Origin of the sequence: Klebsiella sp. JB_Kp042 (assembly GCF_040065275.1) — a bacterium.
GTDB classification, from domain to species: Bacteria; Pseudomonadota; Gammaproteobacteria; order Enterobacterales; family Enterobacteriaceae; genus Klebsiella; species Klebsiella quasipneumoniae.
This window is the reverse complement of sequence record NZ_JBEAJL010000103.1, coordinates 1-26017: the sequence shown is the minus strand read 5'-3', so window position 1 is coordinate 26017 and position 26017 is coordinate 1. Positions and strand designations below refer to the sequence as shown.

The following is a 26017-nucleotide window of genomic DNA, read 5'->3' as shown; positions in this document are numbered from 1 at the left end:
TTTCCTCTTACACCAAACGGGCCGCCAGGTGGCCGCGGAGATCCTTATCCAGTTCACGCAGCAGCGCATCGGTGGTTTCCCAGCTGATGCAGGCATCCGTTACCGAAACGCCATATTTCATCGCCTCACGCGGCTGTTCAGAGGACTGATTGCCCTCGTGGATATTACTCTCGATCATCAGGCCGATAATGGAGCGATTGCCATCTTTGATCTGCGCGACAACGGATTCAGCCACGGCCGGCTGGCGGCGGAAATCTTTATTGGAGTTCCCATGACTGCAATCTACCATCAGCGACGGCTTCAGTCCCGCCTGCGCCATCTCTTTTTCACATTTCTCCACATCTTCCGGACCGTAGTTCGGCGCCTTACCGCCGCGGAGGATCACATGGCCGTTCGGGTTACCCTGCGTTTGCAGCAGGCAGACCTGCCCGGCCTGGTTGATACCGACGAAGCGGTGCGGCATCGCCGCGGCGCGCATGGCGTTGATAGCCGTGGCCAGGCTACCGTCGGTGCCATTTTTAAAGCCTACCGGCATGGAAAGACCAGAGGCCATTTCGCGGTGCGTCTGAGATTCCGTGGTTCGCGCGCCGATGGCGGACCAGCTGAACAGATCCCCAAGGTACTGCGGGCTGTTGGGATCCAGCGCTTCCGTCGCCAGCGGCAGTCCCATATTCACAAGCTCGACCAGCAGACGACGCGCAATCTTCAGGCCGCCTTCAACATCAAACGAACCATCCATATGCGGATCGTTAATCAGCCCCTTCCAGCCGACGGTGGTACGGGGTTTTTCAAAATAGACGCGCATCACCAGGTAGAGGCTATCGCTGACCTCTGCGGCAAGGGCTTTAAACCGACGAGCATATTCGATCGCCGCTTCCGGATCGTGAATGGAGCAAGGACCGCAGACCACCAGCAGGCGCGGATCGCGACCGGCGATGATATTGGAGATGGTTTCACGGGCGTGCGCGATCTGCGCTTCCTGTTCAACGCTCAGGGGGAATTCCGCCTTCAGTTGCTCCGGGGTCATTAATACATGTTCGTCGGTAATATGTACGTTGTTCAGCGCGTCTTTTTGCATGATTGCGATCCTGTGTAGCTCGTTTGCGATAAGGGTTGCCTCAGCGGGCATGACGTAACGATACCATACGAAGTAAAGAATTCAATCCATAATCCGTAAATTTTAATTTACAGTGATAAATTAATTGGCTCTTACCATGGCATTAACCGTACAATAATATTTACAGATAATGAAATCGCGCCAAAATTGCTCGCCAGCGCCATCGGCATTACGAAAAATCCTGGTGAGATTTGTCCCAAAGCAAAGGGCGCATCTAATGACGGGTTTTGCTATCAGTGGTATTCTTCGCCGGGCATCGGCAGCGGCTATTCCCGCGCTATGGCGAATTTGACGGAAGCGTTAATGACAGTATTACACCGTCTTTTATTGACTGTATTTTTTCTCATCGCGGTATCTCCTGTTTTTGCTGCCGGACCTTCAGAACATGTTCGCGCTATTGTTTCCGGGATCGTGACCTACACCCGTTGGCCGTCATTAACAGGGGCGCCGAAGCTATGCATTTTTGCCTCATCACGCTTCACCCATAGCCTGGCTCATGAAGCGCCGGATGCATTGCCTTATCAACCGGTGATAGTACGTAATAGTGAAGAAGCGTTAAAAACGACCTGCGATGGTTTTTATTTTGGCAGCGAAACGCCGACCCAACAGTCGGAATTAACTCGCCGCTATGGCTCGAGGCCGCTGTTACTCATCGCAGAACAAAATACGGATTGCTCAATTGGTAGCGCGTTTTGCCTGATCATCAACGACGACAGGGTCCGCTTCTCCGTTAATCTGGACGTTCTGACGCACAGCGGGGTTCGGGTTAACCCGGACGTCCTGATGCTTGCCCGGAAGAAACCACATGAATAAGGACTTTTCACAGACATCGCGCCCGACGTTCAAACGCGCGCTGCGTCGCATTAGCGTGATAAGCGTGGTGATCTCCATGACGCTGGTCTGGCTGCTGCTGAGCACGGCCTCTATTTTCACGCTCAAGCAGTACGCGCAGAAAAATCTTGAGCTCACTGCCGCGACCATGGGCCGCAGCCTCGAAGCCGCCCTGGTGTTTGGCGACAGCGCGGCAGCAGAGGAGACCCTCGCTTCGCTGGGGAAGCAAGGGCAGATTTCCCAGGCGATCGTGCTCAACGGCCAGAAGCAGCACTTCGCCGCCTGGCGCCACGAACCGCTGGCCAACAAAGAACAAGTGAGCGGCCTTATTAGTAAATGGCTGTTTCCGGAGCCCACGGTGCAGCCCATCTGGCACCAGGGGAAACAAATCGGCGAGCTGCGACTGACCGCGCTTGACGAACTGATTAGCCACTTTCTCGGCATCTCGATTCTGGTACTGACCGGCAGCATTCTGCTCGCCTCGTTCATCGGCCTGCTGCTGACCCACTCCCTGCACCGGGGGATCGTCGCCGCCCTGCAGAGCATCACCGAGGTCGTGCATGATATTCGCGAAAACCGCCACTTCTCCCGGCGGGTGCCGGAGGAGCGTATCGAGGAGTTCCATCTGTTTGCCCAGGACTTTAACAGTCTGCTGGGGGAGATGGAGGACTGGCAGCGCCAGTTGCAGGCCAAAAATGCTCAGCTGTTGCGCAGCTCGTTACACGATCCGTTGACCGGCCTGGCTAACCGCGCCGCCTTTCGCAACGCGCTCGCCGAGCTGATGAAAAATGAAGTGGATCACCAGACCTCAGCGTTACTCTTTCTCGATGGCGATAACTTCAAATTGATCAATGACAACTGGGGACATGCGGCGGGCGATAAAGTGCTGATGGAAGTCGCCAGCCGCCTGATGACTTTCGCCGGTAAACGCCATCTGGCGTGGCGTCTTGGCGGCGATGAGTTTGCGGTTCTGCTGCGCGAGGTGCGCTCGGAAGCAGAAGTCCAGGCCCTGTGCCAGGCGCTGTCAGAACAATTTCTTCCGCCATTCAACCTGCACAATGGCCATAGCGCCACGCTCTCGCTGAGCGTCGGTTATGCCCTGGCGTGGGAACACGCCACGGCGGAATCACTGCAAGAACTTGCCGATCAGAACATGTATCGGATGAAGAACCAACGTATCCAGCAGATGCTGAAATAATAAAGGACGCATTATGATCAGGAAATATTTCGCCCCCGCCCTGATGGCGGCGGCGCTTTTGACAGGTTGCCAGGCTCCTCAGGGAAAATTTACCCCTGAGCAGGTGGCGGCGATGAAATCTTATGGCTTCACTGAAAGCAATGGCGATTGGTCCCTGGGCTTATCCGATAGCATCCTGTTTGACAAGAATGACTACCGACTACGTCCCGACAGCCGTCAGCAGATCACCCAAATGGCCTCGCGGCTGGCGACAACCGGGATTACACATAGCCGCCTTGAAGGCCACACCGATAATTATGGTGAGGATAGTTATAACGAAGCCCTGTCGCTTAAGCGGGCCAACAGCGTAGCCGATGCCTGGGCGGAAGGCGCCCATATCCCGCGCAGTAATTTAGTCACCCGCGGCCTTGGCAAAAAATACCCGATCGCCAGCAACGATACCGCGGCCGGGCGCGCTGAAAACCGCCGGGTCACGGTGGTCATCAGCACGCCGTAGACGTCCGCTTAATCGCTAGACTTCGCTATCCTCATTGCCGTTGCCGCGCGCCAGCGCAGGTAGTCGACGGCAATGAACAGCACCAGGCTGATCCCCATCAACGGCATGGCCAGCCCCAGGGCTAACGCTATCCCCAGCACCAGCCCACGGGCAGGCCAGGCGAGCGACAGCCATGCCTGCAGCAGGGAAAGCGCCGGATCCCAGACGGCCTGTGGCGGACGGCGTATCCACCACAGCCGGTACCCCACGCCGATGGTTACGCACAGCGCGCAGCCAAACCCCACCAGCAGCAGCTGATTCGCCAGACCAAAGAGGATCCCCATATGGAAATCGACGCCCCAGCGGGTAAGCTTCGCCATCAGCGGAAAGTCGGCAAAATGGGTGCGATCCACCACCTGCATCGAGGCGCCATCGATCGCCACCGCGTCCACCTGCGTCGGCCAGCGGCGGTCGATCTCATTCACCGTCCAGGCGCGTTCGTCTGACACCGGCGGACGGATCTCCAGCCGGCTGGCGTTCAGCCCCGCCTGACGGGCCACCGCCAGCGCCTGGTCAAACTGCGCTGGCTGATGCTGGGTCATGGCCATCGCCTCCCTATGATGCCCGGCATGGGGATCGTGCGCCATCGGCGCCTCACCGTGCAGCAGGGTATTGACCTGTGGCGTCCACCAGCCGAAAGCCGCCCGCATTTTATCCACGTTGCCGCCGGCCCATTGCGACCAGGTCAGGCCGGTGGCGGAGAAAAGCAGCATGCCCAGCAGTAAGCACCAGCCCAGCGTCACGTGCAGCCGACGATGATTCTGCAGGGCGTTATTGAGCCGCCGTTTTGGACGCGTCATCGCCCACAGGGCAATGCCCCCCAGCGCGGCCACCCACATCCATGAGGCAGCCAGTTCGCTGTAGAGCCGCCCGCTGTCGCCCAGCAGCAGCGAACGATGCGCATAGTCAATCCACTGCCGCAGCGGCAGGATGCCGCTGGTGCCGTAGACCGTCATATCGCCCTTCACCCGCAGCGCGATCGGATCGACAAAAATGGCCCGGGATTCCGACTCCCCGAGACTCGGATCGGCAAACATAATGCGGGTGGTCTCGCCCACCGCGGGGGCCGGACGTACCGCCAGCAGCCGCAGATTACCCTGGGTCGCTTCTTCTGCCACCGCAATCTGGGCGCTGAGCGGCTGCGGGGTGCCTTCGGGAAGGCCATACAGCGCATCGTGATAGAGCCAGTTTTCCAGCTGCGGCGTCGCCACGTACAGCGTGCCGGTCAGGGCAGCGACAAAGATAAACGGTCCGATAAACAGCCCGATATAGAAATGGAGGCGACGCAGCAGGTTCAGCCATGCCGCGCGCGAGGTGCAGGTTGTCATACTTTTCCTTTTTCAAAGCAAAAAGAGGTCGTTGCGCAGTGCGCAGATTCATTTTTATTAAAGGGAAAAAGCAGACAGCCGCGGCGGGGCGCGGGTTTCGGGGTAAAGCCAGGGAAAGTAACGCCAGTGTTTTAATACCGGCCGAGAAGCCGGCAGGCGAATGCGCCGCAGGAGCATGGCGACGAACAGCGCCAGCGCGAAAAGCAGACCCGGGACATGGGCTAACAGCACGCAATAGCCACACGCTTCGGCATGATCCAGCGGCAGTTCGTGTCCGGTATGCGTAGCGCCGTCTGCGCTATGCGTCGTCGCCATCTCGTGGCCAGGCATCTGCGCCATACTCGCTGGCGAGTTGTCCATCATCATGGCGTGGTGCATGCCGGGCATGGCGCTCATGGGGTCTTTTTGCAGGGAGACGGAGATCAGGGGAGCCACGACGATCAGCAGGATCGCCAACAGCGCCAGCCAGGCGGCTCGCCGTTTAGGTGTCGTTTGCTGAAAACTGTTGCTGACCACCGCCCCTCCGAATAGAGGGCGTATTGTAAATGATTTACATCACGATGGTTACAACAAAGATAAAAAAAGGGCCGGCCCTGAGGCCAGCCCTTTTTGTCAGGATGTCGCGAAAGCGAATCTTAGTTAAGACGCTCTTTGATACGAGCAGACTTACCAGTGCGCTCACGCAGGTAGTACAGTTTAGCTTTACGTACAGCACCACGACGTTTAACAGCAATGCTGTCAACTACCGGAGAGTGAGTCTGGAAGACACGCTCAACGCCTTCGCCGTTGGAAATTTTGCGAACAGTGAATGCAGAGTGCAGACCGCGGTTACGAATAGCGATAACCACGCCCTCGAATGCCTGCAGACGTTTTTTGGAACCTTCAACAACCCATACTTTCACTTCCACGGTATCACCCGGACGGAAGGAAGGTACGTCCTGCTTCATCTGTTCTTGTTCAAGTTGCTTAATAATGTTGCTCATAATTTAATCTCTTATCCTGGGTAAACTGATATTGGGGGCTCACGCCTGCCCATCATGTTTATGCTGCTGTTGCGCGTGTTCAGTTTTGAACTCCGCCAGCAGCTTTGCTTGCTCTTCAGTCAGAGCCAGGTTTTCCAGAAGTTCAGGTCTTCTAAGCCAGGTTCGGCCCAGCGACTGCTTCAGACGCCAGCGACGTATCTCAGCATGGTTTCCCGACAGCAATACTGGCGGTACTTCCATCTCTTCTAACACTTCAGGACGGGTATAGTGGGGACAATCCAGCAACCCATCAGCAAAGGAATCTTCCGTTGCTGATGCTTCATGGCCCAGTACCCCCGGAATGAACCGGGAAACGGAGTCAATCAGCGTCATTGCCGGTAACTCACCACCGCTGAGAACGTAATCGCCGATTGACCATTCTTCGTCAATTTCGGTTTGGATTACGCGCTCGTCTATCCCTTCGTAGCGACCGCACACCAGAATCAGTTTCTGATTCGTTGCCAGTTCGCTGACGCCCGCTTGATCAAGCTTGCGTCCCTGAGGTGACAGATAAATCACCTTCGCGCCTTCACCTGCCGCGGCTTTTGCTGCATGAATGGCATCCCGTAAGGGTTGCACCATCATTAGCATCCCCGGTCCGCCGCCGTAAGGACGATCGTCCACGGTACGGTGCCGGTCATGCGTGAAGTCGCGAGGACTCCAGCTTTCGATGCTCAGCAGGCCATTTTTTACTGCCCGGCCAGTTACCCCGTAATCGGTAATTGCGCGGAACATTTCAGGAAACAGGCTAATTATGCCAATCCACATAGCGCCGTCTTTTACCGTTTATCCGGAGAATTTAAAAACCAGGATCCCAATCTACTTCGATAGTACGCGTAGTGAGATCGACTTTCTTGATAACCTGCCCATCGAGGAACGGAACCAACCGCTCCTTGATACCAAATGCATCTTTCAGGTTTGCCTTGATGACGAGCACGTCATTAGACCCGGTTTCCATCATATCGATGACTTTACCGAGGCTATAGCCTTCCGTTGTCACTACCTGGCAGCCCATCAGGTCTTTCCAGTAGTAGTCACCCTCTTCCAGCTCCGGCAACTGCGATGAATCCACGATAATTTCGCAATTAGTCAGTAGATTCGCGGCATCACGATCGTCAACGCCTTTCAGCTTGATGATGATGTCCTGATTGTGGTGGCGCCAGCTTTCCAGCTCAACGACCTGCCACTGACCCGCCTTCTGGATTAACCAGGGCTGATAGTCAAAAATGCTTTCGGCGTCTTCGGTGGAGGAAAACACTCTGAGCCAACCACGGATACCGTAGGAAGAACCCATTTTCCCCAATACGATCGGATCAACAGGTGCTTGTGCGGTGTGTTGCTTGCTCATCATGACCACCGTGACAGATTAAGCTGCTTTGTTAGCGGCTTTGATCAGCGCGGCAACGCGATCGGAAACAGTAGCGCCCTGGCCAACCCAGTGAGCGATACGATCCAGATCCAGGCGAGTCTCTTCTTCCGCACCGTTAGCGATCGGGTTGAAGAAACCAACGCGCTCGATGAAGCGACCGTTGCGTGCATTACGGCTGTCGGTGACAACAACCTGGTAGAACGGACGCTTTTTAGCGCCGTGACGTGCTAAACGAATAGTTACCATAACATCCTCTTGTGTGAATAAAACAACCGGGCCCCATCGAGGAACGGAGCCCGGTGTCATATTAAAAGCCCGAAAATTTTACTGATTTCTGTGCAAAAATCAATTCAAAACTACATACGCTAAATAATTCGAGTTGCAGGACAAAACGCAAAAGCATTTTGAACAGCGCTTGCGCTGGCCCCGAAGGGGTGAGGCCGAATGGCCGAATCACGCGGCAAGTGAGTAAATCCCCGGGAACGTACACAAGTACGTGACCGGGGTGAACGAACGCAGCCAACGCATCTGCGGCTTGAATTATGACGCGTATTAGCGGCCCGGGAAGCCTGGAGGCATCATCCCTTTCATCCCGCGCATCATCTTCATCATGCCGCCTTTCGACTTCATCTTCTTCATCATGCGCTGCATGTCGTCGAACTGCTTGAGCAGACGGTTCACATCCTGCACCTGCATTCCGCAGCCGGCGGCGATACGGCGCTTACGTGAACCTTTGATGATTTCCGGCTTGGCGCGCTCTTTCAGGGTCATCGAGTTGATGATCGCTTCCATACGCACCAGCACTTTGTCATCCATTTGCGCTTTCACGTTGTCCGGGATCTGGCCCATACCCGGCAGCTTGCCCATCAGGCTGGCCATGCCGCCCATGTTTTTCATCTGGCGCAGCTGCTCAAGGAAGTCGGTGAGATCGAAACCGTCGCCTTTCTTCAGCTTGGAGGCCAGCTTCTCGGCCTGCGCGCGGTCGACTTTGCTCTCGATATCTTCGATCAGCGACAGCACGTCGCCCATGCCGAGGATGCGGGAGGCGACGCGGTCCGGATGGAACGGCTCCAGCGCTTCGGTTTTCTCGCCGACGCCGAGGAATTTAATCGGCTTGCCGGTAATATGGCGAATCGACAGCGCCGCGCCGCCGCGGGCGTCGCCGTCCACTTTGGTCAGCACCACGCCGGTCAGCGGCAGCGCTTCGTTAAAGGCTTTGGCGGTATTCGCCGCATCCTGGCCGGTCATCGCATCGACGACGAACAGGGTCTCAACCGGATTAATGGCGGCGTGGACGTGCTTAATTTCGTCCATCATCGCTTCGTCAACGTGCAGACGACCGGCGGTATCCACCAGCAGCACGTCGTAGAATTTGAGCTTCGCTTCTTTCAGCGCCGCGTTGACGATATCAACCGGCTTCTGGCCGACGTCGGACGGGAAGAAGTCGACGCCGACCTGCTCGGCCAGGGTCTCCAGCTGTTTGATCGCCGCCGGGCGGTAAACGTCCGCGGAAACCACCAGCACTTTCTTCTTGTGCTTCTCGCGCAGGAATTTCCCCAGCTTACCGACGCTGGTGGTTTTACCGGCGCCCTGCAGGCCCGCCATCAGCACCACCGCCGGCGGCTGCGCCGCCAGGTCGAGGGTCTGGTTCTCTTCGCCCATCGCCGCCACCAGTTCGTTGCGGACGATTTTGACGAACTCCTGACCCGGGGTCAGGCTTTTATTGACTTCATGGCCGACCGCGCTCTCTTTGACGCGGCTGATGAAATCACGTACCACCGGAAGCGCAACGTCCGCTTCCAGCAGCGCCATGCGCACTTCGCGCAGGGTGTCTTTAATATTGTCTTCTGTAAGGCGTCCGCGGCCGCTAATGTTGCGCAGCGTACGCGACAAACGATCGGTTAAATTATCAAACATTGTCTCTCGCCTGAGGTGGAAACGGTCGGTCGCCGCAGCGACACACAAAACGAATGTGGCGGAGTATAACACGACATCAATCTGAATGTGCTGCAACGGTTGGAGCAGAGGCCTGCTGACGTTATACTGCTTCTCTTTCTTATTTATCCAACAGCCGACACCTATGCCTGTTTTTGCTCTACTCGCCCTTGTCGCCTACTCCGTCAGCCTCGCGCTGATTATCCCCGGCTTGCTGCAAAAAAACAGCAGCTGGCGGCGAATGGCGATTTTATCAGCGACTATCGCGTTGATCTGCCATGCTTTTGCGCTGGAAGCACGGATATTCCCCGGCGGCGAGAGCGGGCAAAACCTCAGCTTACTGAACGTCGGGTCGCTGGTCAGCCTGATGATCTGTACGGTAATGACTATCGTGGCCTCGCGCAATCGCGGCTGGCTGCTGCTGCCTATCGTCTATGCCTTCGCGCTGATCAATCTGGCCTTCGCCACCTTCGTGCCTAACGAATATATCACCCACCTGGAAACCACCCCGGGGATGCTGGTGCATATCGGCCTGTCGCTCTTCTCCTACGCCACGCTGATCATTGCCGCGCTGTATGCGCTACAGCTGGCGTGGATCGACTACCAGTTAAAGAACAAAAAGCTGGCCTTCAGTAGCGAAATGCCGCCGCTGATGAGCATTGAGCGCAAAATGTTCCACATCACCCAGGTCGGCGTGGTGCTGCTGACCCTGACGCTGTGTAGCGGTCTGTTCTATATGCACAATCTGTTCAGCAGCGAAAACATTGATAAAGCGGTGCTGTCGATTATTGCGTGGTTCGTCTATATCGTCCTGCTGTGGGGCCACTATCATGAAGGGTGGCGCGGACGTCGTGTGGTCTGGTTCAGCGTCGCTGGCGCCGGTCTGCTGACGCTGGCCTATTTTGGTAGCCGCGTGCTGCAACAGTTCGTGAGCTAAGTCTTTTAAGGAATCCTACGTGGAACATATCTCCACCACCACGCTGATCATAACGCTGATCGTCATGGTGATTATCTCTGCCTATTTCTCCGGCTCCGAAACCGGCATGATGACGCTGAACCGCTACCGGCTGCGTCATATGGCGAAACAAGGCAACCGCCCCGCCAAGCGCGTGGAGAAGCTGCTGCGCAAGCCGGACCGCCTGATTAGCCTTGTGCTCATCGGCAATAACCTCGTCAACATTCTCGCCTCGGCGCTGGGCACCATCGTCGGCATGCGCCTCTACGGCGATGCCGGCGTCGCGATCGCCACCGGCGTGCTCACCTTTGTGGTGCTGGTGTTTGCCGAAGTCCTGCCGAAAACCATCGCCGCCCTCTATCCGGAAAAGGTCGCCTACCCCAGCAGCTTCCTGTTGGCGCCCCTGCAGGTGCTGATGATGCCCCTGGTGTGGCTGCTGAATACCATCACCCGCATGCTGATGCGCATGATGGGCATCCGCACCGATACCGTCATCAGCAGCGCCCTGAGTAAAGATGAACTGCGCACGATTGTGAATGAATCCCGTTCACAAATCTCACGACGCAATCAGGATATGCTGCTGTCGGTGCTGGACCTGGAGAAGGTCAGCGTTAACGACATCATGGTGCCGCGCAATGAGATTGTCGGCATCGACATCAATGACGACTGGAAATCTATTGTCCGCCAGCTGACCCACTCCCCACACGGCCGCATTGTGCTCTACCGCGATTCGCTGGACGATGCCATCAGCATGCTGCGCGTCCGTGAAGCCTACCGCCTGATGACGGAGAAGAAAGAGTTCACAAAAGAGATCATGCTGCGGGCGGCAGATGAGATCTACTTTGTTCCGGAAGGGACGCCGCTCAGCACCCAGCTGGTGAAATTTCAGCGCAATAAAAAGAAAGTCGGCCTGGTGGTTAATGAATACGGCGATATTCAGGGGCTGGTTACCGTAGAAGATATTCTTGAAGAGATTGTCGGCGACTTCACCACCTCCATGTCACCCACCCTGGCGGAGGAAGTGACCCCGCTCAACGACGGTACGGTGATAATCGACGGCAGCGCCAACGTTCGCGAGATCAACAAAGCGTTCAACTGGAACCTGCCGGAAGATGAAGCGCGCACCATCAACGGTATCATCCTTGAAGCGCTGGAAGAGATCCCGGTCCCGGGCACCCGCGTGCGCATTGAGCAGTATGATATTGATATCCTCGACGTGCAGGACAACATGATCAAACAGGTGAAAGTGATGCCGGTGAAATCATTACGCGAGAGCGTCGCGGAGTAGCGCGAGCGAAGGAATTAACATCACGGTGGGCTGCGGCCCGCCGTTTTTTTTCTCGCGCCGGGAGCGATGGCATAAAAAACGGCCGCCCGCGGGCAGCCGTTGAGCAAGGCAGCAAACGTTATTTCGCTTTTGCTACCGTCACCATCGCGGCGCGAATGGTGCGGCCGTTCAGGGTGTAACCTTTCTGCATCACGGCCAGCACGTTGCCCGCCGCCACGTCTTCAGACTCGACCATCGCAATGGCCTGGTGGACGTTCGGATCCAGCGGAACGTTGGTGTCGGCGATCACTTCCACGCCAAACTTACGCACTACGTCCAGCATAGATTTGAGGGTCAGTTCGATCCCTTCCACCATCGGCGCCAGCTCCGGGTTAGCCTTGTCGGCCACTTCCAGCGCGCGGTCCAGGCTGTCGATCACCGGCAGCAGTTCATTGACGAATTTTTCCAGCGCGAATTTGTGCGCTTTCTCGATATCCTGCTCGGTACGACGACGCAGGTTATCTTCGTCGGCTTTGGCACGCAGCATCACTTCACGTTCACGTTTCTGCGCTTCAGCCAGCTGGGCTTCCAGATTCGCAATTTTTTCATCGCGCGGATCCACCTGCTCAGCCGAAACTTCAGGCTCTACCGCCTCAACGTCGTCGTGCTGCTCCGTGATAATTTCTTCCGGGGCTTGCCCCTCAGGCGTTTTCTGTTCTTTACTACTCATGAATTTCTCCGCGTTTTTTTCGCATTCATCTCGCTAACTTCGCTTATTATGGGGATCAGTTTCCGGGTTTCAAGGGAAGCGGACAGATTGTCACTATTTCATTTAACGCAAGGACATCCAGATCATGAAGAACCATTTCAAGTGTATCGGCATTGTGGGACATCCTCGTCACCCCACCGCCCTGACCACACATGAAATGCTCTGGCGCTGGCTGTGCAGCAAAGGGTATGAAGTGCTGGTTGAACAGCAGATCGCCCATGAACTCCAGCTCAGCAACGTGAAAACCGGCACGCTGGCGGAGATTGGCCAACAGGCCGACCTCGCGGTGGTGGTAGGCGGCGACGGCAATATGCTCGGCGCGGCGCGGACTCTGGCCCGTTATGACATTAACGTCATCGGCATTAACCGCGGCAACCTCGGCTTTCTCACCGACCTGGACCCGGACAACGCCCTGCAGCAGCTCGCCGATGTGCTGGAAGGCCACTACATCGCGGAGAAGCGCTTTCTGCTGGAGGCCCAGGTGTGCCAGCAGGATTGCCAGAAACGCATCAGCACCGCCATCAACGAAGTGGTGCTGCACCCCGGCAAAGTGGCGCATATGATTGAGTTCGAAGTCTATATCGATGAAGTCTTTGCCTTCTCCCAGCGCTCCGACGGCCTGATTATCTCCACTCCGACCGGCTCCACGGCCTATTCGCTGTCGGCCGGCGGCCCGATCCTCACCCCGTCGCTGGACGCCATCACCCTGGTGCCGATGTTCCCGCACACCCTCTCGGCGCGACCGCTGGTGATCAACGGCGACAGCACCATCCGCCTGCGCTTCTCTCACCGCTGCAGCGATCTGGAGATCAGCTGCGACAGCCAGATTGCCCTGCCGATCCAGGATGGCGAAGACGTTCTCATTCGCCGCTGTGATTATCACCTCAATCTGATTCACCCTAAAGATTACAGCTATTTCAATACATTAAGCACCAAGCTCGGCTGGTCGAAAAAATTGTTCTGATTTACATCGCTGCCTCTTTACTGGATAAAAAACCAGTCTATACTGTACGAAAACACAGTATTGGTTTTTCATACAGGAAGGCAGCTATGTTGGCGCAACTCACCATCAGTAATTTTGCTATCGTTCGTGAACTGGAAATTGATTTCCACAGCGGCATGACCGCCATCACCGGGGAAACCGGCGCCGGGAAATCCATTGCCATCGACGCGCTGGGGCTGTGCCTCGGCGGCAGAGCGGAAGCCGACATGGTGCGTCGCGGCGCCACCCGTGCCGACCTGTGCGCACGCTTCGCGCTGAAAGATACCCCGGCTGCCCAGCGCTGGCTGGAAGAGAACCAGCTGGAGAGCGGGCGTGAGTGTTTACTTCGCCGGGTGATCAGCGCCGACGGCCGCTCGCGCGGCTTCATCAACGGCACCGCTGTCCCGCTCTCGCAGTTGCGCGAGCTGGGCCAGCTGCTGATCCAGATCCACGGCCAGCATGCGCACCAGCTGTTGACCAAACCCGAACACCAGAAAACGCTGCTCGACGGCTATACCGGTGAGTATGCGCTCACTCAGCGCATGGCAGAGCACTATCGCCAGTGGCACCAGAGCTGCCGCGAGCTGGCCCAGCATCAGCAGCAGAGCCAGGAGCGCGCCGCCCGCGCCGATCTGCTGCAGTACCAGCTTAAAGAGCTGAACGAATTTAACCCGCTGGCGGGAGAGTTTGAGCAGATTGACGAAGAGTACAAACGCCTGGCCAACAGCGGTCAGCTGCTCAGCACCTGTCAGCACGCCCTGACGGTACTGGCGGACGGCGAAGAGGCCAACCTGCATAGCCAGCTTTATACCGCGAAGCAGCTGGTCAGCGAGCTGGTGGGTATGGACAGCAAGCTTTCCGGCGTGCTGGATATGCTGGAAGAGGCGGCCATTCAGCTCAGCGAGGCCAGCGATGAGCTGCGCCACTATCACGACCGTCTGGACCTCGATCCTAATCGTCTGTTCGAACTTGAGCAGCGGATTTCCCGGCAAATCGCGCTGGCGCGTAAACACCAGGTGATGCCGGAAGAGCTGCCGGCGGTTTATCAGGCGATGCTCGAAGAGCAGCGCCTGCTGGACGACAGCGCCGGCTCGCTGGAATCCCTCAGCCAGCAGGTGGTCGAACATCATCAGCAGGCGCTGGAGACCGCGCGCCAGCTGCACGCCCTGCGCCAGGCCAGCGCCGACGAGCTAACCCAGCTTATCACCGAGAGTATGCACTCACTTTCGATGCCGCACGGGGTCTTCGCGATTGAGGTCGCTTTCGATGAACGCCATCTCACCGCCGACGGCGCCGATCATATTGAGTTCCGCGTCACCACTAACCCGGGGCAGCCGCTGCAGCCGATCGCGAAAGTGGCCTCTGGCGGCGAATTGTCGCGTATTGCGCTGGCGATTCAGGTGATCACCGCACGTAAAATGGAAACCCCGGCGCTGATCTTCGACGAAGTGGACGTCGGCATCAGCGGCCCGACCGCGGCGGTGGTCGGCAAGCTGCTGCGCCAGCTGGGCGAGTCCACGCAGGTGATGTGCGTTACCCACCTGCCGCAGGTCGCAGGCTGCGGCCACCATCATTTCTTTGTCTGCAAAGAGACCGATGGCGAGATGACCGAAACCCATATGCAGCCGCTGGATAAGCGTGCTCGTCTGCAGGAGCTGGCTCGCCTGCTGGGCGGCAGCGAGGTCACGCGCAACACCCTGGCGAACGCGAAAGAGTTGCTTGCGGCGTAAACTTTTTGATTTTCACAGGGTCATAGTGAACAGCAAATTGCCTGCTGACCGCAGCCGGAGGTTTCCATCGGCGCGAAGGTCTATTATTATCGGCATATTACAGATGAGCCACGTACTGCTCGGGCCCAAAAAGGAATCAAATCACTATGCGCTGTAAAACGCTGACTGCTGCCGCAGCGGTTCTTCTTATGTTGACCGCAGGCTGTTCCACTCTGGAACGAGTGGTTTACCGTCCTGACATCAACCAGGGTAACTATCTGGCACCTAACGATGTAGCAAAAATTCGTGTCGGTATGACGCAACAGCAGGTTGCTTATGCTCTCGGAACGCCAATGATGTCGGATCCGTTCGGCACCAACACCTGGTTCTATGTATTCCGTCAGGAGCCGGGCCACGAGAAAGTGACTCAGCAGACCCTGACCCTGACCTTCAACAATGGCGGCGTGTTAACCAACATTGATAACAAGCCCGCGCTGACCAGTCAGTAAGGCCCGGAAAAGCAAAAAGCGCTCAATGAGCGCTTTTTTTATGGCCTATAGCGGGTCTGCTGCTGCGGTTTACTTCGCGGCGTTTTTCTCCGCCCGCTGGCGACGCAGCTCTTTCGGATCTGCGATCAGCGGGCGATAGATTTCCACCCGGTCGCCGTCATGGACTTCGTCGTGCAGCTTAACCGGACGACTGTAAATACCCAGCTTGTTTTTCGCCAGATCGATGTCATCACGCAGCGCCAGCAGGCCGCTGGCGATAATCGCCTGCTCGACCGTCGCCCCCTCGTCCAGAGTGACCCGCTGCAGGTACTGCTTTTCAGGCAGCGCGTAAGCGACCTCAACACGAATATTAGCTGGCACTGTAGACCTCTTTGGCGCGCGAAGTGAACGCCTGCACCATGTTGGCGGCCAGTTCCTTAAAGACCCGGCCAAAGGCCATCTCAATCAGCTTATTGGTAAACTCAAAATCGAGATGGAACTCGATTTTGCACGCCTCCGGGCTCAGCGGAATAAACTTCCAGCCGCCAATCAGCTTCTTGAACGGGCCATCCACCAGGCTCATCAAAATGCTCTGGTTGCTGGTCAGTGTATTCCGGGTCGTGAAGGTCTTACTGATGCCGGCTTTGGACACATCAACCGCCGCCGTCATTTGCGTCGGCCCGAATTCCAGCACGCGGCTACCGGTGCAGCCTGGCAGAAAATCAGGATAGGACTTCACATCGTTTACCAGTTGATACATCTGTTCCGCGCTGAAAGGCACCAGCGCAGTACGGCTAATCTGAGGCATAGCAGGTTCCACATTTAAACACAGTGCAAATAATATCATTTATCTGCTGCTAAAAAAAACGCTGTGCCGCAACTCGTGCTAAGATGCGCAGTACACCTCGCAGGATGCGATCGAGGTAACTGTGTATAAGACGATGACTTCAGGACATTATGACTAAGAAAAAAGCCCACAAACCTGGATCAGCCACCATTGCGCTGAATAAACGCGCCCGTCACGAATACTTTATCGAAGATGAATACGAGGCTGGTCTCGCCCTGCAGGGCTGGGAAGTCAAATCCCTGCGCGCAGGCAAAGCCAACATCGGCGATAGCTATGTCATCCTGAAGGATGGCGAAGCCTTCCTGTTCGGCGCCAACTTTACGCCCATGGCCGTGGCTTCCACCCACTATGTCTGCGACCCGACGCGCACCCGTAAGCTGCTGCTCAACCAGCGCGAACTCGATACGCTGTACGGCCGCATTAACCGCGAAGGTTACACCGTTGTCGCCCTGTCGCTGTACTGGAAGAATGCCTGGTGCAAAGTGAAAATCGGCGTCGCTAAAGGTAAGAAACAGCATGACAAGCGTACCGATCTGAAAGATCGTGAATGGGCGCTGGATAAGGCGCGTATTATGAAGCACGCCGGACGCTAACCCCCTCCCCTGAGGGCCAGCTCTCGCTGGCCCTTACGCTATATCCTTGTTGATGCTGCTTTTTCGTCCACCCCTGCTGAAAGAATCCTGCGTTATGGGGCTGGTAACGACATTCACAAATCTGTTATACTTGACCTACACATTGGGGCTGATTCTGGATTCGACGGGATTTGCGAAACCCAAGGTGCATGCCGAGGGGCGGTTGGCCTCGTAAAAAGCCGCAAAAAATAGTCGCAAACGACGAAAACTACGCTTTAGCAGCTTAATAACCTGCTCTGAGCCCTCTCTCCCTAGCTTCCGCTCTTAAGACGGGGATCAAAGAGAGGTCAAACCCAAAAGAGATCGCGTGGATGCCCTGCCTGGGGTTGAAGCGTTAAATCTAATCAGGCTAGTTTGTTAGTGGCGTGTCTGTCCGCAGCTGGCAAGCGAATGTAAAGACTGACTAAGCATGTAGTGCCGAGGATGTAGGAATTTCGGACGCGGGTTCAACTCCCGCCAGCTCCACCAAATAAAACAAGGGGTTACGTGAAAACGTATCCCCTTTTTTTTGGACCGTGGCGGCAAAATGGCGGCAGACATTTAACCATGCAAAGGACTACTGATATGAAAAAATCTCTTTTGATGCTGTTACTCTTGGCTTCATGTAACGTTTTCGCCGACAAGATCCCTGACTCGATAGAAAATTTAATTGCTGTATTTGACACAAGGACGCATAGCCTAGAAAGCGGAGTACTCTCGATCAAATACAGCAAACAGAAGTTGCACATTGATGCAGCTGATGCAATGTTTGAAGGCATTTGCACTGACCTATCAATGCATAAGTGGAAACCCGAAACAATTAAGAAGATTAGGTTACTCAACGTCTCACTTGATCAAGGTTTTGAGATAGATGCTGGCGGGGCTGAATGTAAAAACACGGGCAAGATGACTTTTGATGAAGCGCGGGCTTACAGGCAAAGCTTTATCAAACCTATTCCGTAAACCCTCTTCGATTAGTAGGTTAAAAGCTCAAAAATTCATATGCCCCTGCCCACTTGTTGCCGGATGCGGCTGGGCGTTATCAATTACACCTGGCGTCATGATGAACCTCACGACGGTTTCGTGAGTAATAAATGTAGCACCGCAATTGATGTTCTGGCACTGACAATACCGCTCTTTTGTCTGGTCTGTTACTCGAAAGCTACTTCGTGTATGCGCCGCATGTCCGCATTTTGGGCAATTCATCATTTCCGTTTCTCCGCCGCCGCCTCTGAAGTCGCGTTAATAATACACAATATCAATATAGAGAACCAATTATTCAATATTGAGATCATCTATTTTCACTTCCAGTTCGATGCTGGTCGTGAATCCGCTATCCGGGTTGACCGTGTGCGTTAACGTTGTGATGGTCCATTCCGCATCATCAATGGGCTGTTTAAAGCCGCTGACCTTAACGGGCATTTCCGTATAGAGATCCGCGCGGCCTTCTGCCAGCTGAAGAGAAAATGACGCCACACCGCGCTGCAGCCGCTCCCAGTTCATTTTTGCAGCCCGTTCTGCATTACTGCGGTTCGCATAGGTACGGTTCAGAACCAGCACATTCTCATCCGTTCCGACCAGGTAATCCCCCTGCTTTGCTTCCGGCTCTTTGGGTTTTGTCGTCCTCCGGCGGCGCTTCACCTTTGCAGTTTCTTTCTTTTCCGGTTCCCGGGTATGCAGCCAGTGAGCGATAACACCCGTATATGCTCCCCTGTCAGCCAGGCTAAACCGGTGACTGTCTCCGTCCTTACGGGTAATAGTGATGACCGTCAACGGTTTACCACTTGCTGTTTTCCCCTGCCCCTGCCGGATAAATAGCAGATTACCGTCCTTGACTGAGGCAATCGCGCCATACTGCCGCGCCAGCTTCATTAAAAAGCTGGCGTCGCTTTCGTTGGTCTGGTCCAGGTGATCCAGCGCCATCGCAGCAACATCATTTCCTATAGCAACTTTAAGGCTGTGCCGTGCGGCAATGTCTTTCACCACATCGCCCACTGTCGTTTTGTGCCAGGACTTCTCACGCCGGACATTCAGCGTTTCCCTGAAATCAGCACTACGGGCACGGATTGTCAGCCTGTCCGGGCTGCCGCTATGCTCTATTTCGTCAACGGTAAACTTACCTTTTGAGTACAGCGGCTCGCCTTTCCATCCCAGCGCCAGAGAAATCACTGCGCCACGACGCGGCATAATTACCAGGCCGTCGGCGTCGTCCAGCTCCAGATCAAGCTGGTCAGCTTCAAATCCGCGATTGTCGGTCAGTGTCATACCCAGCAGACGTTTATCCAGCGTCTGCGTGGCATCTTTACCTTCAATCACGATCCGAAAGGCCGGAGTCTTGCTTCCGAGGTTGAGTAAATCAGCCATCTCGCTCACTGCAGCAACCCTCCTACCGTGGATCTGATGTTCCCTACTGCGGCGGCGGCAGAATCCTGCAGACTGCTAAGCTGATCGCTCAGACTGCCGAACATTTCAGACAGGGACTCATCCACCCGTTTAAGCCCCAACGAAAACTCTATTTTCCTGGCTTCTCCACTGGCGAAAAATTCCGTTTTCGTCAGGTTAAGGCTCTCAATCACATACATGCCGTAGATAGTCCCACCACCCTCGATCAGCGGCCACGCCTTCCCCTGCTCTGCCATCAGCTCCAGCGCCAGCAACGACAACCGGCCGCCGGTCACTTCCGGCATGAGGACGCCGGATAGCGTCAGCTGATCGTTATCTGGCCCCAAAAATTGCGTTGTCGGACGGCGATTAACGCGGTTGTTGGTCACATGGCGCCAGTTCCGCTGATACTGCAGTTGCTGATAGGGAACCGTGCGCAGCTGAAACACAAACAAGCCCAGGACCATCATCATGAATCGTACCCCCCTTGATCACTGAAATTGCTGCGGGCCTTCGCCTTCATGCGTCGCTCGCGCGTATCAAGCTGCCGTGCAACTTCCTGCGCAATATCCTGCGCACTCTGACCGGGCAGAGCCTGGATAATAATTTGCGCATGGGTTTCAAACTGGAATACAGGCTGGCTGCCTGCTGGCTTATCAGTTACAGGACGGTATGAAGCTGCCGGCAGACTCATGGGATGAAGCGGGGCGGCCTCTGCTGGCATTGCTCCCCCCATCATTCCGGCGACTACGGACGCCAGCGCGGCCGTTCTCCTGCGGCTGGTCACATAGGCCGGACCGTTAATCAGCTCCGGGCCATTCTCGCCAGCAATACCCACCTGCCCACGTGGAATATAACCACCGCTGTCATACATCCCCGCGAAAAATCCTGGGGTCTTTTTCTGCGGTGAGGCGCCCTGCGAATTATCGCCGCCGGTCATCCAGTCCGGGAGATAGCTTTTGACCGATGCCAGCTTGCTCTTAAGCGTTTCCCATTTCTCATTGATACCGCTCAGGATGCCGTCAATGATCGCCCCGCCCACCGCTTTAAATTTTGCGGGCAGCGCGGCAACATCACTCAGAATTTCATCCCATTTGCTGCTTATGGTCTGCTTAATCACAGCCCAGGCTACTGACACCCCTGACGTGATGGCATCCCACAGTGCTTTAAACTTCGGCCCCAGCGTTTCCCAGTTCTGCCAGATATAGATGGCTCCCATCGCAATCAGGCCAACTATCGCCAGAATGGGGTTAGCCATCATCAACCGGCCTAACCAGATGACCGCCTGGCCTGCGCCGCCAATTACTCTTGTGACCAGACCAAACGCAGAAGCAAATTTAAGCTGGAGAATGCCAGCACTTACCCGCACTACCGCCATAGGTCCCAAAATGGATGCAAGGGCCAGTGACACCACACCCGCTGCGGTAGCTACCACGGCAAATACGGCCGCAATTTTAAATAGCGCCGCCGTCAGTTGCGGATGACGCTTCACAAAACCATCCAGCGCGGACGCCAGATTACCCAGCCAGTCCGCAATATTTTTCAGCACCGGCGCGACGGTTTCACCGATGCTCGCCATGGCGTTGGTAAAGGAGCCGCCAGCGGCTTCCCATTTGTTGCCTAGGGTATTAAGCGATGCATCGACGCGCTCGCGCAGGGTAGCCTGGTTCTCCAGCTTCGCTACTGTTTCACGATAACCAGACATCCCTTTACTGATCATGTTATTTAATACTTTTAGCGTTTCGGCATCATCACCAAAAACCGTTTTAAGTGCCGCAAGCCTTTGCTCTGTGTTTAATTTTTTTAACTTTTCAAGCTGGGCAAATAGCTTATCCAGTCCACCAAATTCCCCTTTTCCATCAGTAAAATCTAATTTGACCCCTGCTCCTTTAATTGAGGCATTGGCTTTATTAACTTTTTTGGTATCCATGACAGCCTGGAATATTTTACGGTAGGCATTCCCTGCTGACTCGCCAGCCATCCCCATCTGATCCGCCATCACCAGCAATGGTGCAAATACCTTCGTTGCCCCCAATCCCTTCTGACGGATAATATCCATTGCACTACCAATGTTCGAAAAACCCTGCAGCATATTGCCGGGGTCAACGCCCGCGTAATAACCCCGCTGGATCATATCCATCAGGCTCATCATGTCCTTTTCGGTGGTCTGCGTGGCATCCTGCAGTTTTGCGGCAAACTCTGCCGCCTCCGTCGGCGCCATCTGCAGCTGCACGCCAAGGTAAGCCGCCGACTCACCCAGCCCGCCCAGGATAACCTGCGCTGACATCCCCTGACGGCGTAACATGGTCATCATGTTCTGAAAGTCTGCCGTGGTGCCGGGCAGCCGGTCACCCAGGGCTATTGCCAGTTTGTTTAGTTTCATGAACTCAGGCGCCACCTTTCCGCCCGGCCCCATCATGGAGCCTGCCAGCTGGTTTGCGGCGTTCTCTGATTCCGAGTAGGCGCGAATAGGCGCCAGCAGCGTCGCGCCCGTTGTCACCCCGGCGGCCATCATCCCGGCACCGTTCCCCGCCAGGTTGTTACGCACGTCGCGCATCTTGTCAGCTTTGGCCCTGATCGCATTCAGCTTGCGCTGGCGCTCGCCCACGGCCCGCAAGCGCCGCTCCTGCTCTGCCAGCTGCTGGTTATAGCGATCAGTTTCGCGGGTAATGCGGGCTGTTTCACGGGCACCGCCGCCCGCAGAGATGCCAAGGCGGTACAGCTCCGCCCTGGTTGCCGCCATCTGCCGCGTTTCCTGCTGCTGCTTTTGTTCCAGGCGTGATACGGCGCGCCATTGCGCCTCAAGCGCCTGCGTCTGTTTTTTCGTGGGGGATTCGAGCGCTGCCAGCTCGCGCGTCATCATCTGCGCACGCAGCCTCGCCTGGTCCAGCTCGTTGCTGGTCCGGTTCAGGCTCTGTGAGAGTTGATCAAAAGATTTTAACTGGCTCCCCGCGTCGTTAAGCCGTTTAAGCTGATCACGGGTCTGCCGGATGCCGGAGGCCAGCTCCTTCGAGCCAGCCAGCGCATTTTTTAAAGGGCGGGTGAGTTTATCAACCGCATTCAGAACCACCTGCAGGCGCAGGTTTTTATCACTCATCGCTGGCCCCGCTACGCATTATCGCTCTGTGCCGCCACTCCAGCACTTCCGTCAGCGGCATAACGTCAGTGACGGACGGCGGCCAGTGAAAGATCGTGGCGATATCCGCCACCAGGTCATCTACCGTCAGGCTGTCGGCAAATCGGCAAGTGCCGACTTCGGCAACAAAAAAAGGACCACCTCGACAGACATCGCGGCCAGGTCTGCCGGGTCGAGGTCCGCCATTTCCTGCGGGGTCAGCGTTGGTGTGGAGATGCGGGGGATCACGGTCATCATAGAGGCCACGTCCATCTCCATCACCGCCTGCAGTCGCGTACCGCGCAGCGCGCCGGATTGCGGCTTACGCAGCACAATTTCCGTAATCGTGGTATCACCGCGCTTAATCGGGCTATCCAGTTTCACCGTTGCTTCTGTTTTCTCACTCATGCTCTTTTCCTGTTATGGGTTGGCTGGCGCGACCTCGCGCGCCAGGAAAAAATTACAGACCGATGGCGTTACGGTGTTCTTCCATCAGGTCAACACCATCAACAATTTCAATCATGTTGATCGCATCGACCTCATAGAGCACTTCACCGTTAATGGTCAGCTTCGCGTAACAGTTAACGCTGCTGACTTTGGTGGAATTGCTCTCGCCGGTTTTCCACTCGCCGGAATCCACCTCTTTGTGGCGCCCACGGACGACCAGCTCAACGGCCTGCACTTCGCCGGTGTCGTCGCGCTGAATAGACCCGGTAAAGCGCAGCTGTACGCCGTCCACCGTGGCTTTGCCCATCTGTTTAAACAGAAGCGCCTCCGTACCGCCGATGGTCATTTCCGTATCCAGCGCGCCATCATCCAGCCCCAGATCGATACCGACTGAACCGGGCATGCCGCCGCCGCGGTAGTTTTCCAGCTTGCGGGTGAATTTCGGCAGGGTGACGGATTCAGCAATGCCCATCCAGTTGTTACCGGCGTTAAAAATATTCAGGTGTTTTAACTTGCGTGGTAAGGCCATGGGTCCCCCTTATGCGCTTACGCGGGTGGTGAAATCCACCAGGTAACGGTCAGTGATGCGCTGGCGCAGCATCAGGTTTTCCAGTGGCGGCACTGGCGTATAGTCGTAGTCGATCCAGAGTTTCCCGGCTTTCAGCGTGTCTTTGTCATTCACACTGTCATCAATCCAGCAATCACCGCCGATGAGGTAGCCCTGATTTACCAGGCTGCGCATTTTGGCGCGGATACCTTCGATAATGTCGCGAGCCAGCGAAGGGTTAAGCGGCATGTCCACCGCCCACATATGCGCCTCCGCCATGGTGTCTGCCAGCACCTGCGCGGTACGGGTGTAGTTTTCAAACTGGAATAACGGGTCATCGCTCAGGCAGCGGGAACCCCAGAAGCGGAAACCATCCTTGCGGATCAAGGTGGTGACGTCGTTCTGGTTCAGCAGTCCGGCATCGGTTGCCGGGTCCTGCAGATCCCAGAACACATCCGCAGACAAGCCGGTTACGCCGTTGACGCCCACGTTAGAAAGGGTTTTGTGCCAGCCGGTCTGCTCGTCGATTTTTGCACGCAGACCCAGCGCGCGGGCAGTGGCGTAAGCAGTCGCATCCGCCTGCAGCACGGTGTCAAAGTTGATGAAATCAGGCCAGATCAGCATCCCTTCTCGCTGACTGAAATTTTCGCGGTAGGCAATCGCTTCTTCCACGGTTTTACAACCGTAGGCAGACAGGTACGCAAAGCCGCGCAGGCTCTGCGCCACGCTTAACAATTCAGTGGAAACAGCCTGCGTGTCATGGCCCGGCACACCAAGAATGCGCGGCTTCACACCCAGCTGCGACTGCGCCGAAAGCAGCGCTTTGATGCCCGTTTTCTTACCGTCAGCGGTTACGCCGCCGATGATATTGGAGGTGGTTTCCGCTTCGGTTTCGCCCTGGGCAACACGCACCACTACGGTGACGGGTTTTGCCTGGTCTGCGATGGCGTCCAGTGAGCGGGCCAGTGTGCCGGACTCGCCCGCTTTGCCGCTGGCGGTCAGTACATCGGTAAGCAGAACCGGCTTATTGAGCGGGAACACAGAGGCATCGGCATCATCGCCGGTGCATACCATGCCTACAATCGCCGTGCTCACCGTCGTGATAGAGCGGGTGCCGTCGTTAACTTCAACAACACGCACGCCATGGTGATAGTCTTGCGCCATGAATGAATCTCCTGTTTAGGGGTTCACCCATGGTAGGGAAATCATTCCCCGCAAGCCGTTGATGGCCGTTGTACCGTCAATGACACAACCGCAGACAGAAAAAAGCCCCTTATCGGGGCAGACTGATACCGGGGTTTATCAGGCAACGCGGCTCCAGCACATCAGCAGTGTGTGGGCTTCCACCACGCTGAACGATTTGCCCTCGCCAAGGCTGGCTGTTTTGCCGCTGGTCGAGTGTTTGTGCGGCGGGATCGTGACGCCATGCTGATGGTCTTCTGCATAGTCGGTATAGTTCCACCCCGTATATTTCTGGTTATCCGTTCCGTGTGTGGCTTCCTGCCAGGTATCCCCCGGCGCCCCGTCACCTGCCCTGTGCCGGTGCCTTCCGTTGCCCGATGTCGTCAGCTCCTGCTGCCCCTGTTCGCTGGTTTCGCCGCTCACGTCAATCTGAACGGCGGGCAGGTTGGCCTGCTGAAGTGTGACGTTATCGCTGCCGCCGCTCTGCCCGACGTTCGAACCGTCCGCTTTGCCTACACGAATTGTTTTATTCTCGCCGGTGTACACCCATTCTGACCACGGCCATTTTTCATTAGGGTTGACGTTCTGGTTAAAAAAGCGGGTGGTTCCCACCGGGTTATCATCTTCCCAGAAATCTCGCTTTGCCGCCGTTATCGCATCGGCAATTACCTGTTTTATATCTGTATCAAGTTTTCCCAGCACTTCATCAGCGTAATCTTTTGCCTCATTTTTTGCCCTGGTAACCTCAGCCTGCGAAGCCAGAATAACGGAGGGATCCGCTTTGAGGAGCACATCCGCGGTACTGGTAACGGCTACCCAAAGATTGACTGCCTGAAGCCGCCCCGAACCTTCAGCCAGAAGAGGTTTATAAGAGTCCGGCACGCTGGCAAGTGCCAGGCATACACCATCATCATCATAGAGCGCTGCCTCACGCATCCAGAATCCGCCCACTTCCGGCGGCATCACCATTTCGGCGCGAATGACATTTGCCCCCTGGTCTGCGATAACCAACCGGTTTAGGGGGGCCCGGTATTTCTCATTCACCAGTCCATCAGGTGAAGACGCAAGATTCACGCGAACACCGCTACCATCACCGACCCCCATCCAGGAGAAGCCAACCGGCTCCCCTGTCAGCGCTGCATTCGCCAGTGCCTCCACACCTGCGGTGGTCAGCGTCGTATAGAATGTCTTCACTCCGCCCCCCCTGCTTAAGAAATGTTATTTTCTGACATCAGTTGCTGCACCATTGCGCCGCGCGTGGTGGCATCGTGATATGCGCCATACCCCAGCACGGTACGTAACCCCATCGGGCATCGCTGGTCAGCATAATCAGGGCTGTACCCGAACGACATTAACCCGCCGCCTTCAGGTGGAGAAAAGG

At 56.1% G+C, this 26017-nt stretch carries 30 protein-coding genes, 1 other RNA gene and 1 pseudogene; 11 read left to right on the top strand and 21 right to left on the bottom strand.

Annotated features, from left to right (window positions below):
- Positions 1 to 7 precede the first annotated feature (7 nt).
- A complete protein-coding gene (gene aroF / locus ABLV54_RS22430) occupies positions 8 to 1078 on the bottom strand; it encodes a 3-deoxy-7-phosphoheptulonate synthase AroF (protein WP_023290684.1) in 1071 nt (356 codons plus the stop codon).
- Positions 1079 to 1420: 342 nt separating this feature from the next.
- Between aroF and ABLV54_RS22425 the strand changes: the two genes are divergently transcribed.
- Genes ABLV54_RS22425 through ABLV54_RS22415 form a run of 3 tightly spaced genes read left to right on the top strand, consistent with a single transcriptional unit; the run spans position 1421 to position 3642 of the window.
- Positions 1421 to 1930 (top strand): YfiR family protein, encoded by a 510-nt coding sequence (locus ABLV54_RS22425; RefSeq protein WP_023290685.1) that lies wholly within the window; start codon positions 1421 to 1423, stop codon positions 1928 to 1930.
- Positions 1923 to 3146 carry a diguanylate cyclase DgcN gene (gene dgcN / locus ABLV54_RS22420; protein ID WP_023290686.1) on the top strand — a complete coding sequence of 408 codons (1224 nt, stop codon included), beginning with the start codon at positions 1923 to 1925 and terminating at the stop codon, positions 3144 to 3146. The genes ABLV54_RS22425 and dgcN overlap by 8 nt, the downstream gene beginning before the upstream one ends.
- Positions 3147 to 3159: 13 nt before the next feature.
- Entirely contained in the window at positions 3160 to 3642 is a 483-nt protein-coding gene (locus ABLV54_RS22415) for an OmpA family protein (protein ID WP_023290687.1), read from the top strand.
- 8 nt (positions 3643 to 3650) lie between these two features.
- Here the strand turns inward: ABLV54_RS22415 and ABLV54_RS22410 are convergent, their stop codons facing one another.
- The 7 genes from ABLV54_RS22410 to ffh all read right to left on the bottom strand — a co-directional run bounded on the left by ABLV54_RS22410 (position 3651) and on the right by ffh (position 9317).
- Positions 3651 to 5009 carry a PepSY-associated TM helix domain-containing protein gene (locus tag ABLV54_RS22410; RefSeq protein WP_101881282.1) on the bottom strand — a complete coding sequence of 453 codons (1359 nt, stop codon included), beginning with the start codon at positions 5007 to 5009 and terminating at the stop codon, positions 3651 to 3653.
- A 57-nt stretch (positions 5010 to 5066) separates the two neighbouring features.
- Positions 5067 to 5525 carry a DUF2946 domain-containing protein gene (locus ABLV54_RS22405; protein ID WP_023290689.1) on the bottom strand — a complete coding sequence of 153 codons (459 nt, stop codon included), beginning with the start codon at positions 5523 to 5525 and terminating at the stop codon, positions 5067 to 5069.
- 119 nt (positions 5526 to 5644) lie between these two features.
- Entirely contained in the window at positions 5645 to 5992 is a 348-nt protein-coding gene (gene rplS / locus ABLV54_RS22400) for a 50S ribosomal protein L19 (RefSeq protein WP_002914145.1), read from the bottom strand.
- Positions 5993 to 6031: 39 nt separating this feature from the next.
- Positions 6032 to 6799, bottom strand: coding sequence for a tRNA (guanosine(37)-N1)-methyltransferase TrmD (gene trmD, locus ABLV54_RS22395; protein ID WP_002914147.1), 768 nt, complete (start codon positions 6797 to 6799; stop codon positions 6032 to 6034).
- Between the two features lie 31 nt (positions 6800 to 6830).
- Positions 6831 to 7379 (bottom strand): ribosome maturation factor RimM, encoded by a 549-nt coding sequence (gene rimM / locus ABLV54_RS22390; protein ID WP_004150977.1) that lies wholly within the window; start codon positions 7377 to 7379, stop codon positions 6831 to 6833.
- 18 nt (positions 7380 to 7397) lie between these two features.
- Positions 7398 to 7646, bottom strand: coding sequence for a 30S ribosomal protein S16 (gene rpsP, locus ABLV54_RS22385; RefSeq protein WP_002914149.1), 249 nt, complete (start codon positions 7644 to 7646; stop codon positions 7398 to 7400).
- A gap of 306 nt (positions 7647 to 7952) precedes the next feature.
- The gene (ffh, locus tag ABLV54_RS22380) at positions 7953 to 9317 is read right to left on the bottom strand and encodes a signal recognition particle protein (protein WP_002914152.1); all 1365 of its coding nucleotides are present in this window, start codon (positions 9315 to 9317) and stop codon (positions 7953 to 7955) included.
- 163 nt (positions 9318 to 9480) lie between these two features.
- Here ffh and ABLV54_RS22375 point away from each other — a divergent pair, with 163 nt between their 5' ends.
- Positions 9481 to 10272 (top strand): inner membrane protein YpjD, encoded by a 792-nt coding sequence (locus ABLV54_RS22375; protein WP_002914153.1) that lies wholly within the window; start codon positions 9481 to 9483, stop codon positions 10270 to 10272.
- 19 nt (positions 10273 to 10291) lie between these two features.
- Positions 10292 to 11578: an HlyC/CorC family transporter gene (locus tag ABLV54_RS22370; RefSeq protein ID WP_023290690.1), complete on the top strand. Its 1287-nt coding sequence runs from the start codon at positions 10292 to 10294 to the stop codon at positions 11576 to 11578.
- 118 nt (positions 11579 to 11696) lie between these two features.
- Here the strand turns inward: ABLV54_RS22370 and grpE are convergent, their stop codons facing one another.
- Positions 11697 to 12287: a nucleotide exchange factor GrpE gene (gene grpE / locus ABLV54_RS22365; RefSeq protein WP_004174800.1), complete on the bottom strand. Its 591-nt coding sequence runs from the start codon at positions 12285 to 12287 to the stop codon at positions 11697 to 11699.
- A gap of 124 nt (positions 12288 to 12411) precedes the next feature.
- Here grpE and nadK point away from each other — a divergent pair, with 124 nt between their 5' ends.
- The 3 genes from nadK to bamE all read left to right on the top strand — a co-directional run bounded on the left by nadK (position 12412) and on the right by bamE (position 15526).
- Positions 12412 to 13290 carry an NAD(+) kinase gene (nadK, locus tag ABLV54_RS22360; protein ID WP_002914158.1) on the top strand — a complete coding sequence of 293 codons (879 nt, stop codon included), beginning with the start codon at positions 12412 to 12414 and terminating at the stop codon, positions 13288 to 13290.
- Positions 13291 to 13376: 86 nt separating this feature from the next.
- Positions 13377 to 15038, top strand: a complete 1662-nt coding sequence (gene recN / locus ABLV54_RS22355) for a DNA repair protein RecN (RefSeq protein ID WP_101881281.1) — start codon at positions 13377 to 13379, stop codon at positions 15036 to 15038.
- Positions 15039 to 15184: 146 nt separating this feature from the next.
- Positions 15185 to 15526: an outer membrane protein assembly factor BamE gene (gene bamE / locus ABLV54_RS22350; protein WP_004206850.1), complete on the top strand. Its 342-nt coding sequence runs from the start codon at positions 15185 to 15187 to the stop codon at positions 15524 to 15526.
- Positions 15527 to 15595: 69 nt separating this feature from the next.
- Here bamE and ABLV54_RS22345 read toward each other — a convergent pair whose 3' ends face one another.
- The gene (locus ABLV54_RS22345; RefSeq protein ID WP_004206851.1) at positions 15596 to 15886 is read right to left on the bottom strand and encodes an RnfH family protein; all 291 of its coding nucleotides are present in this window, start codon (positions 15884 to 15886) and stop codon (positions 15596 to 15598) included.
- Complete coding sequence (locus ABLV54_RS22340; protein ID WP_008806099.1) at positions 15876 to 16313, bottom strand: type II toxin-antitoxin system RatA family toxin; 438 nt, start codon at positions 16311 to 16313, stop codon at positions 15876 to 15878. The genes ABLV54_RS22345 and ABLV54_RS22340 overlap by 11 nt, the downstream gene beginning before the upstream one ends.
- Positions 16314 to 16462: 149 nt before the next feature.
- On the opposite strand from ABLV54_RS22340, the gene smpB reads away from it, so the two are divergent.
- The 3 genes from smpB (at position 16463) to ABLV54_RS22325 (ending at position 17926) form a co-directional block, all read left to right on the top strand.
- Positions 16463 to 16945: an SsrA-binding protein SmpB gene (smpB, locus tag ABLV54_RS22335; RefSeq protein WP_002914164.1), complete on the top strand. Its 483-nt coding sequence runs from the start codon at positions 16463 to 16465 to the stop codon at positions 16943 to 16945.
- A 144-nt stretch (positions 16946 to 17089) separates the two neighbouring features.
- Positions 17090 to 17452, top strand: a transfer-messenger RNA (tmRNA) gene (ssrA, locus tag ABLV54_RS22330).
- A 96-nt stretch (positions 17453 to 17548) separates the two neighbouring features.
- Positions 17549 to 17926 (top strand): hypothetical protein, encoded by a 378-nt coding sequence (locus ABLV54_RS22325; protein WP_032414592.1) that lies wholly within the window; start codon positions 17549 to 17551, stop codon positions 17924 to 17926.
- A gap of 27 nt (positions 17927 to 17953) precedes the next feature.
- Here the strand turns inward: ABLV54_RS22325 and ABLV54_RS22320 are convergent, their stop codons facing one another.
- From ABLV54_RS22320 to ABLV54_RS22275, 10 genes and pseudogenes are all read right to left on the bottom strand, one after another.
- On the bottom strand, positions 17954 to 18172 hold the full coding sequence (locus ABLV54_RS22320; RefSeq protein ID WP_194445020.1) for an ogr/Delta-like zinc finger family protein: 219 nt from the start codon (positions 18170 to 18172) through the stop codon (positions 17954 to 17956).
- 66 nt (positions 18173 to 18238) lie between these two features.
- Positions 18239 to 19336, bottom strand: a complete 1098-nt coding sequence (locus ABLV54_RS22315; protein WP_194445021.1) for a phage late control D family protein — start codon at positions 19334 to 19336, stop codon at positions 18239 to 18241.
- Positions 19333 to 19818, bottom strand: a complete 486-nt coding sequence (locus ABLV54_RS22310; RefSeq protein WP_194445022.1) for a phage tail protein — start codon at positions 19816 to 19818, stop codon at positions 19333 to 19335. Before ABLV54_RS22310 ends, ABLV54_RS22315 begins: the two co-directional genes overlap by 4 nt.
- On the bottom strand, positions 19815 to 21857 hold the full coding sequence (locus ABLV54_RS22305) for a phage tail tape measure protein (protein WP_227661365.1): 2043 nt from the start codon (positions 21855 to 21857) through the stop codon (positions 19815 to 19817). Before ABLV54_RS22305 ends, ABLV54_RS22310 begins: the two co-directional genes overlap by 4 nt.
- Positions 21858 to 22320: 463 nt before the next feature.
- Positions 22321 to 22442: pseudogene (locus tag ABLV54_RS22300) on the bottom strand (hypothetical protein).
- The gene (locus ABLV54_RS22295; protein ID WP_002896220.1) at positions 22435 to 22554 is read right to left on the bottom strand and encodes a GpE family phage tail protein; all 120 of its coding nucleotides are present in this window, start codon (positions 22552 to 22554) and stop codon (positions 22435 to 22437) included. Before ABLV54_RS22295 ends, ABLV54_RS22300 begins: the two are co-directional and overlap by 8 nt.
- Before the next feature lie 14 nt (positions 22555 to 22568).
- Positions 22569 to 22868 carry a phage tail assembly protein gene (locus ABLV54_RS22290; RefSeq protein WP_004144716.1) on the bottom strand — a complete coding sequence of 100 codons (300 nt, stop codon included), beginning with the start codon at positions 22866 to 22868 and terminating at the stop codon, positions 22569 to 22571.
- A gap of 52 nt (positions 22869 to 22920) precedes the next feature.
- Entirely contained in the window at positions 22921 to 23436 is a 516-nt protein-coding gene (locus ABLV54_RS22285; RefSeq protein WP_023318906.1) for a phage major tail tube protein, read from the bottom strand.
- A 9-nt stretch (positions 23437 to 23445) separates the two neighbouring features.
- A complete protein-coding gene (locus ABLV54_RS22280) occupies positions 23446 to 24618 on the bottom strand; it encodes a phage tail sheath protein (RefSeq protein ID WP_004185685.1) in 1173 nt (390 codons plus the stop codon).
- A gap of 138 nt (positions 24619 to 24756) precedes the next feature.
- Positions 24757 to 25830 (bottom strand): phage tail protein, encoded by a 1074-nt coding sequence (locus ABLV54_RS22275; RefSeq protein WP_194445024.1) that lies wholly within the window; start codon positions 25828 to 25830, stop codon positions 24757 to 24759.
- Between the last annotated feature and the right edge of the window lie 187 nt (positions 25831 to 26017).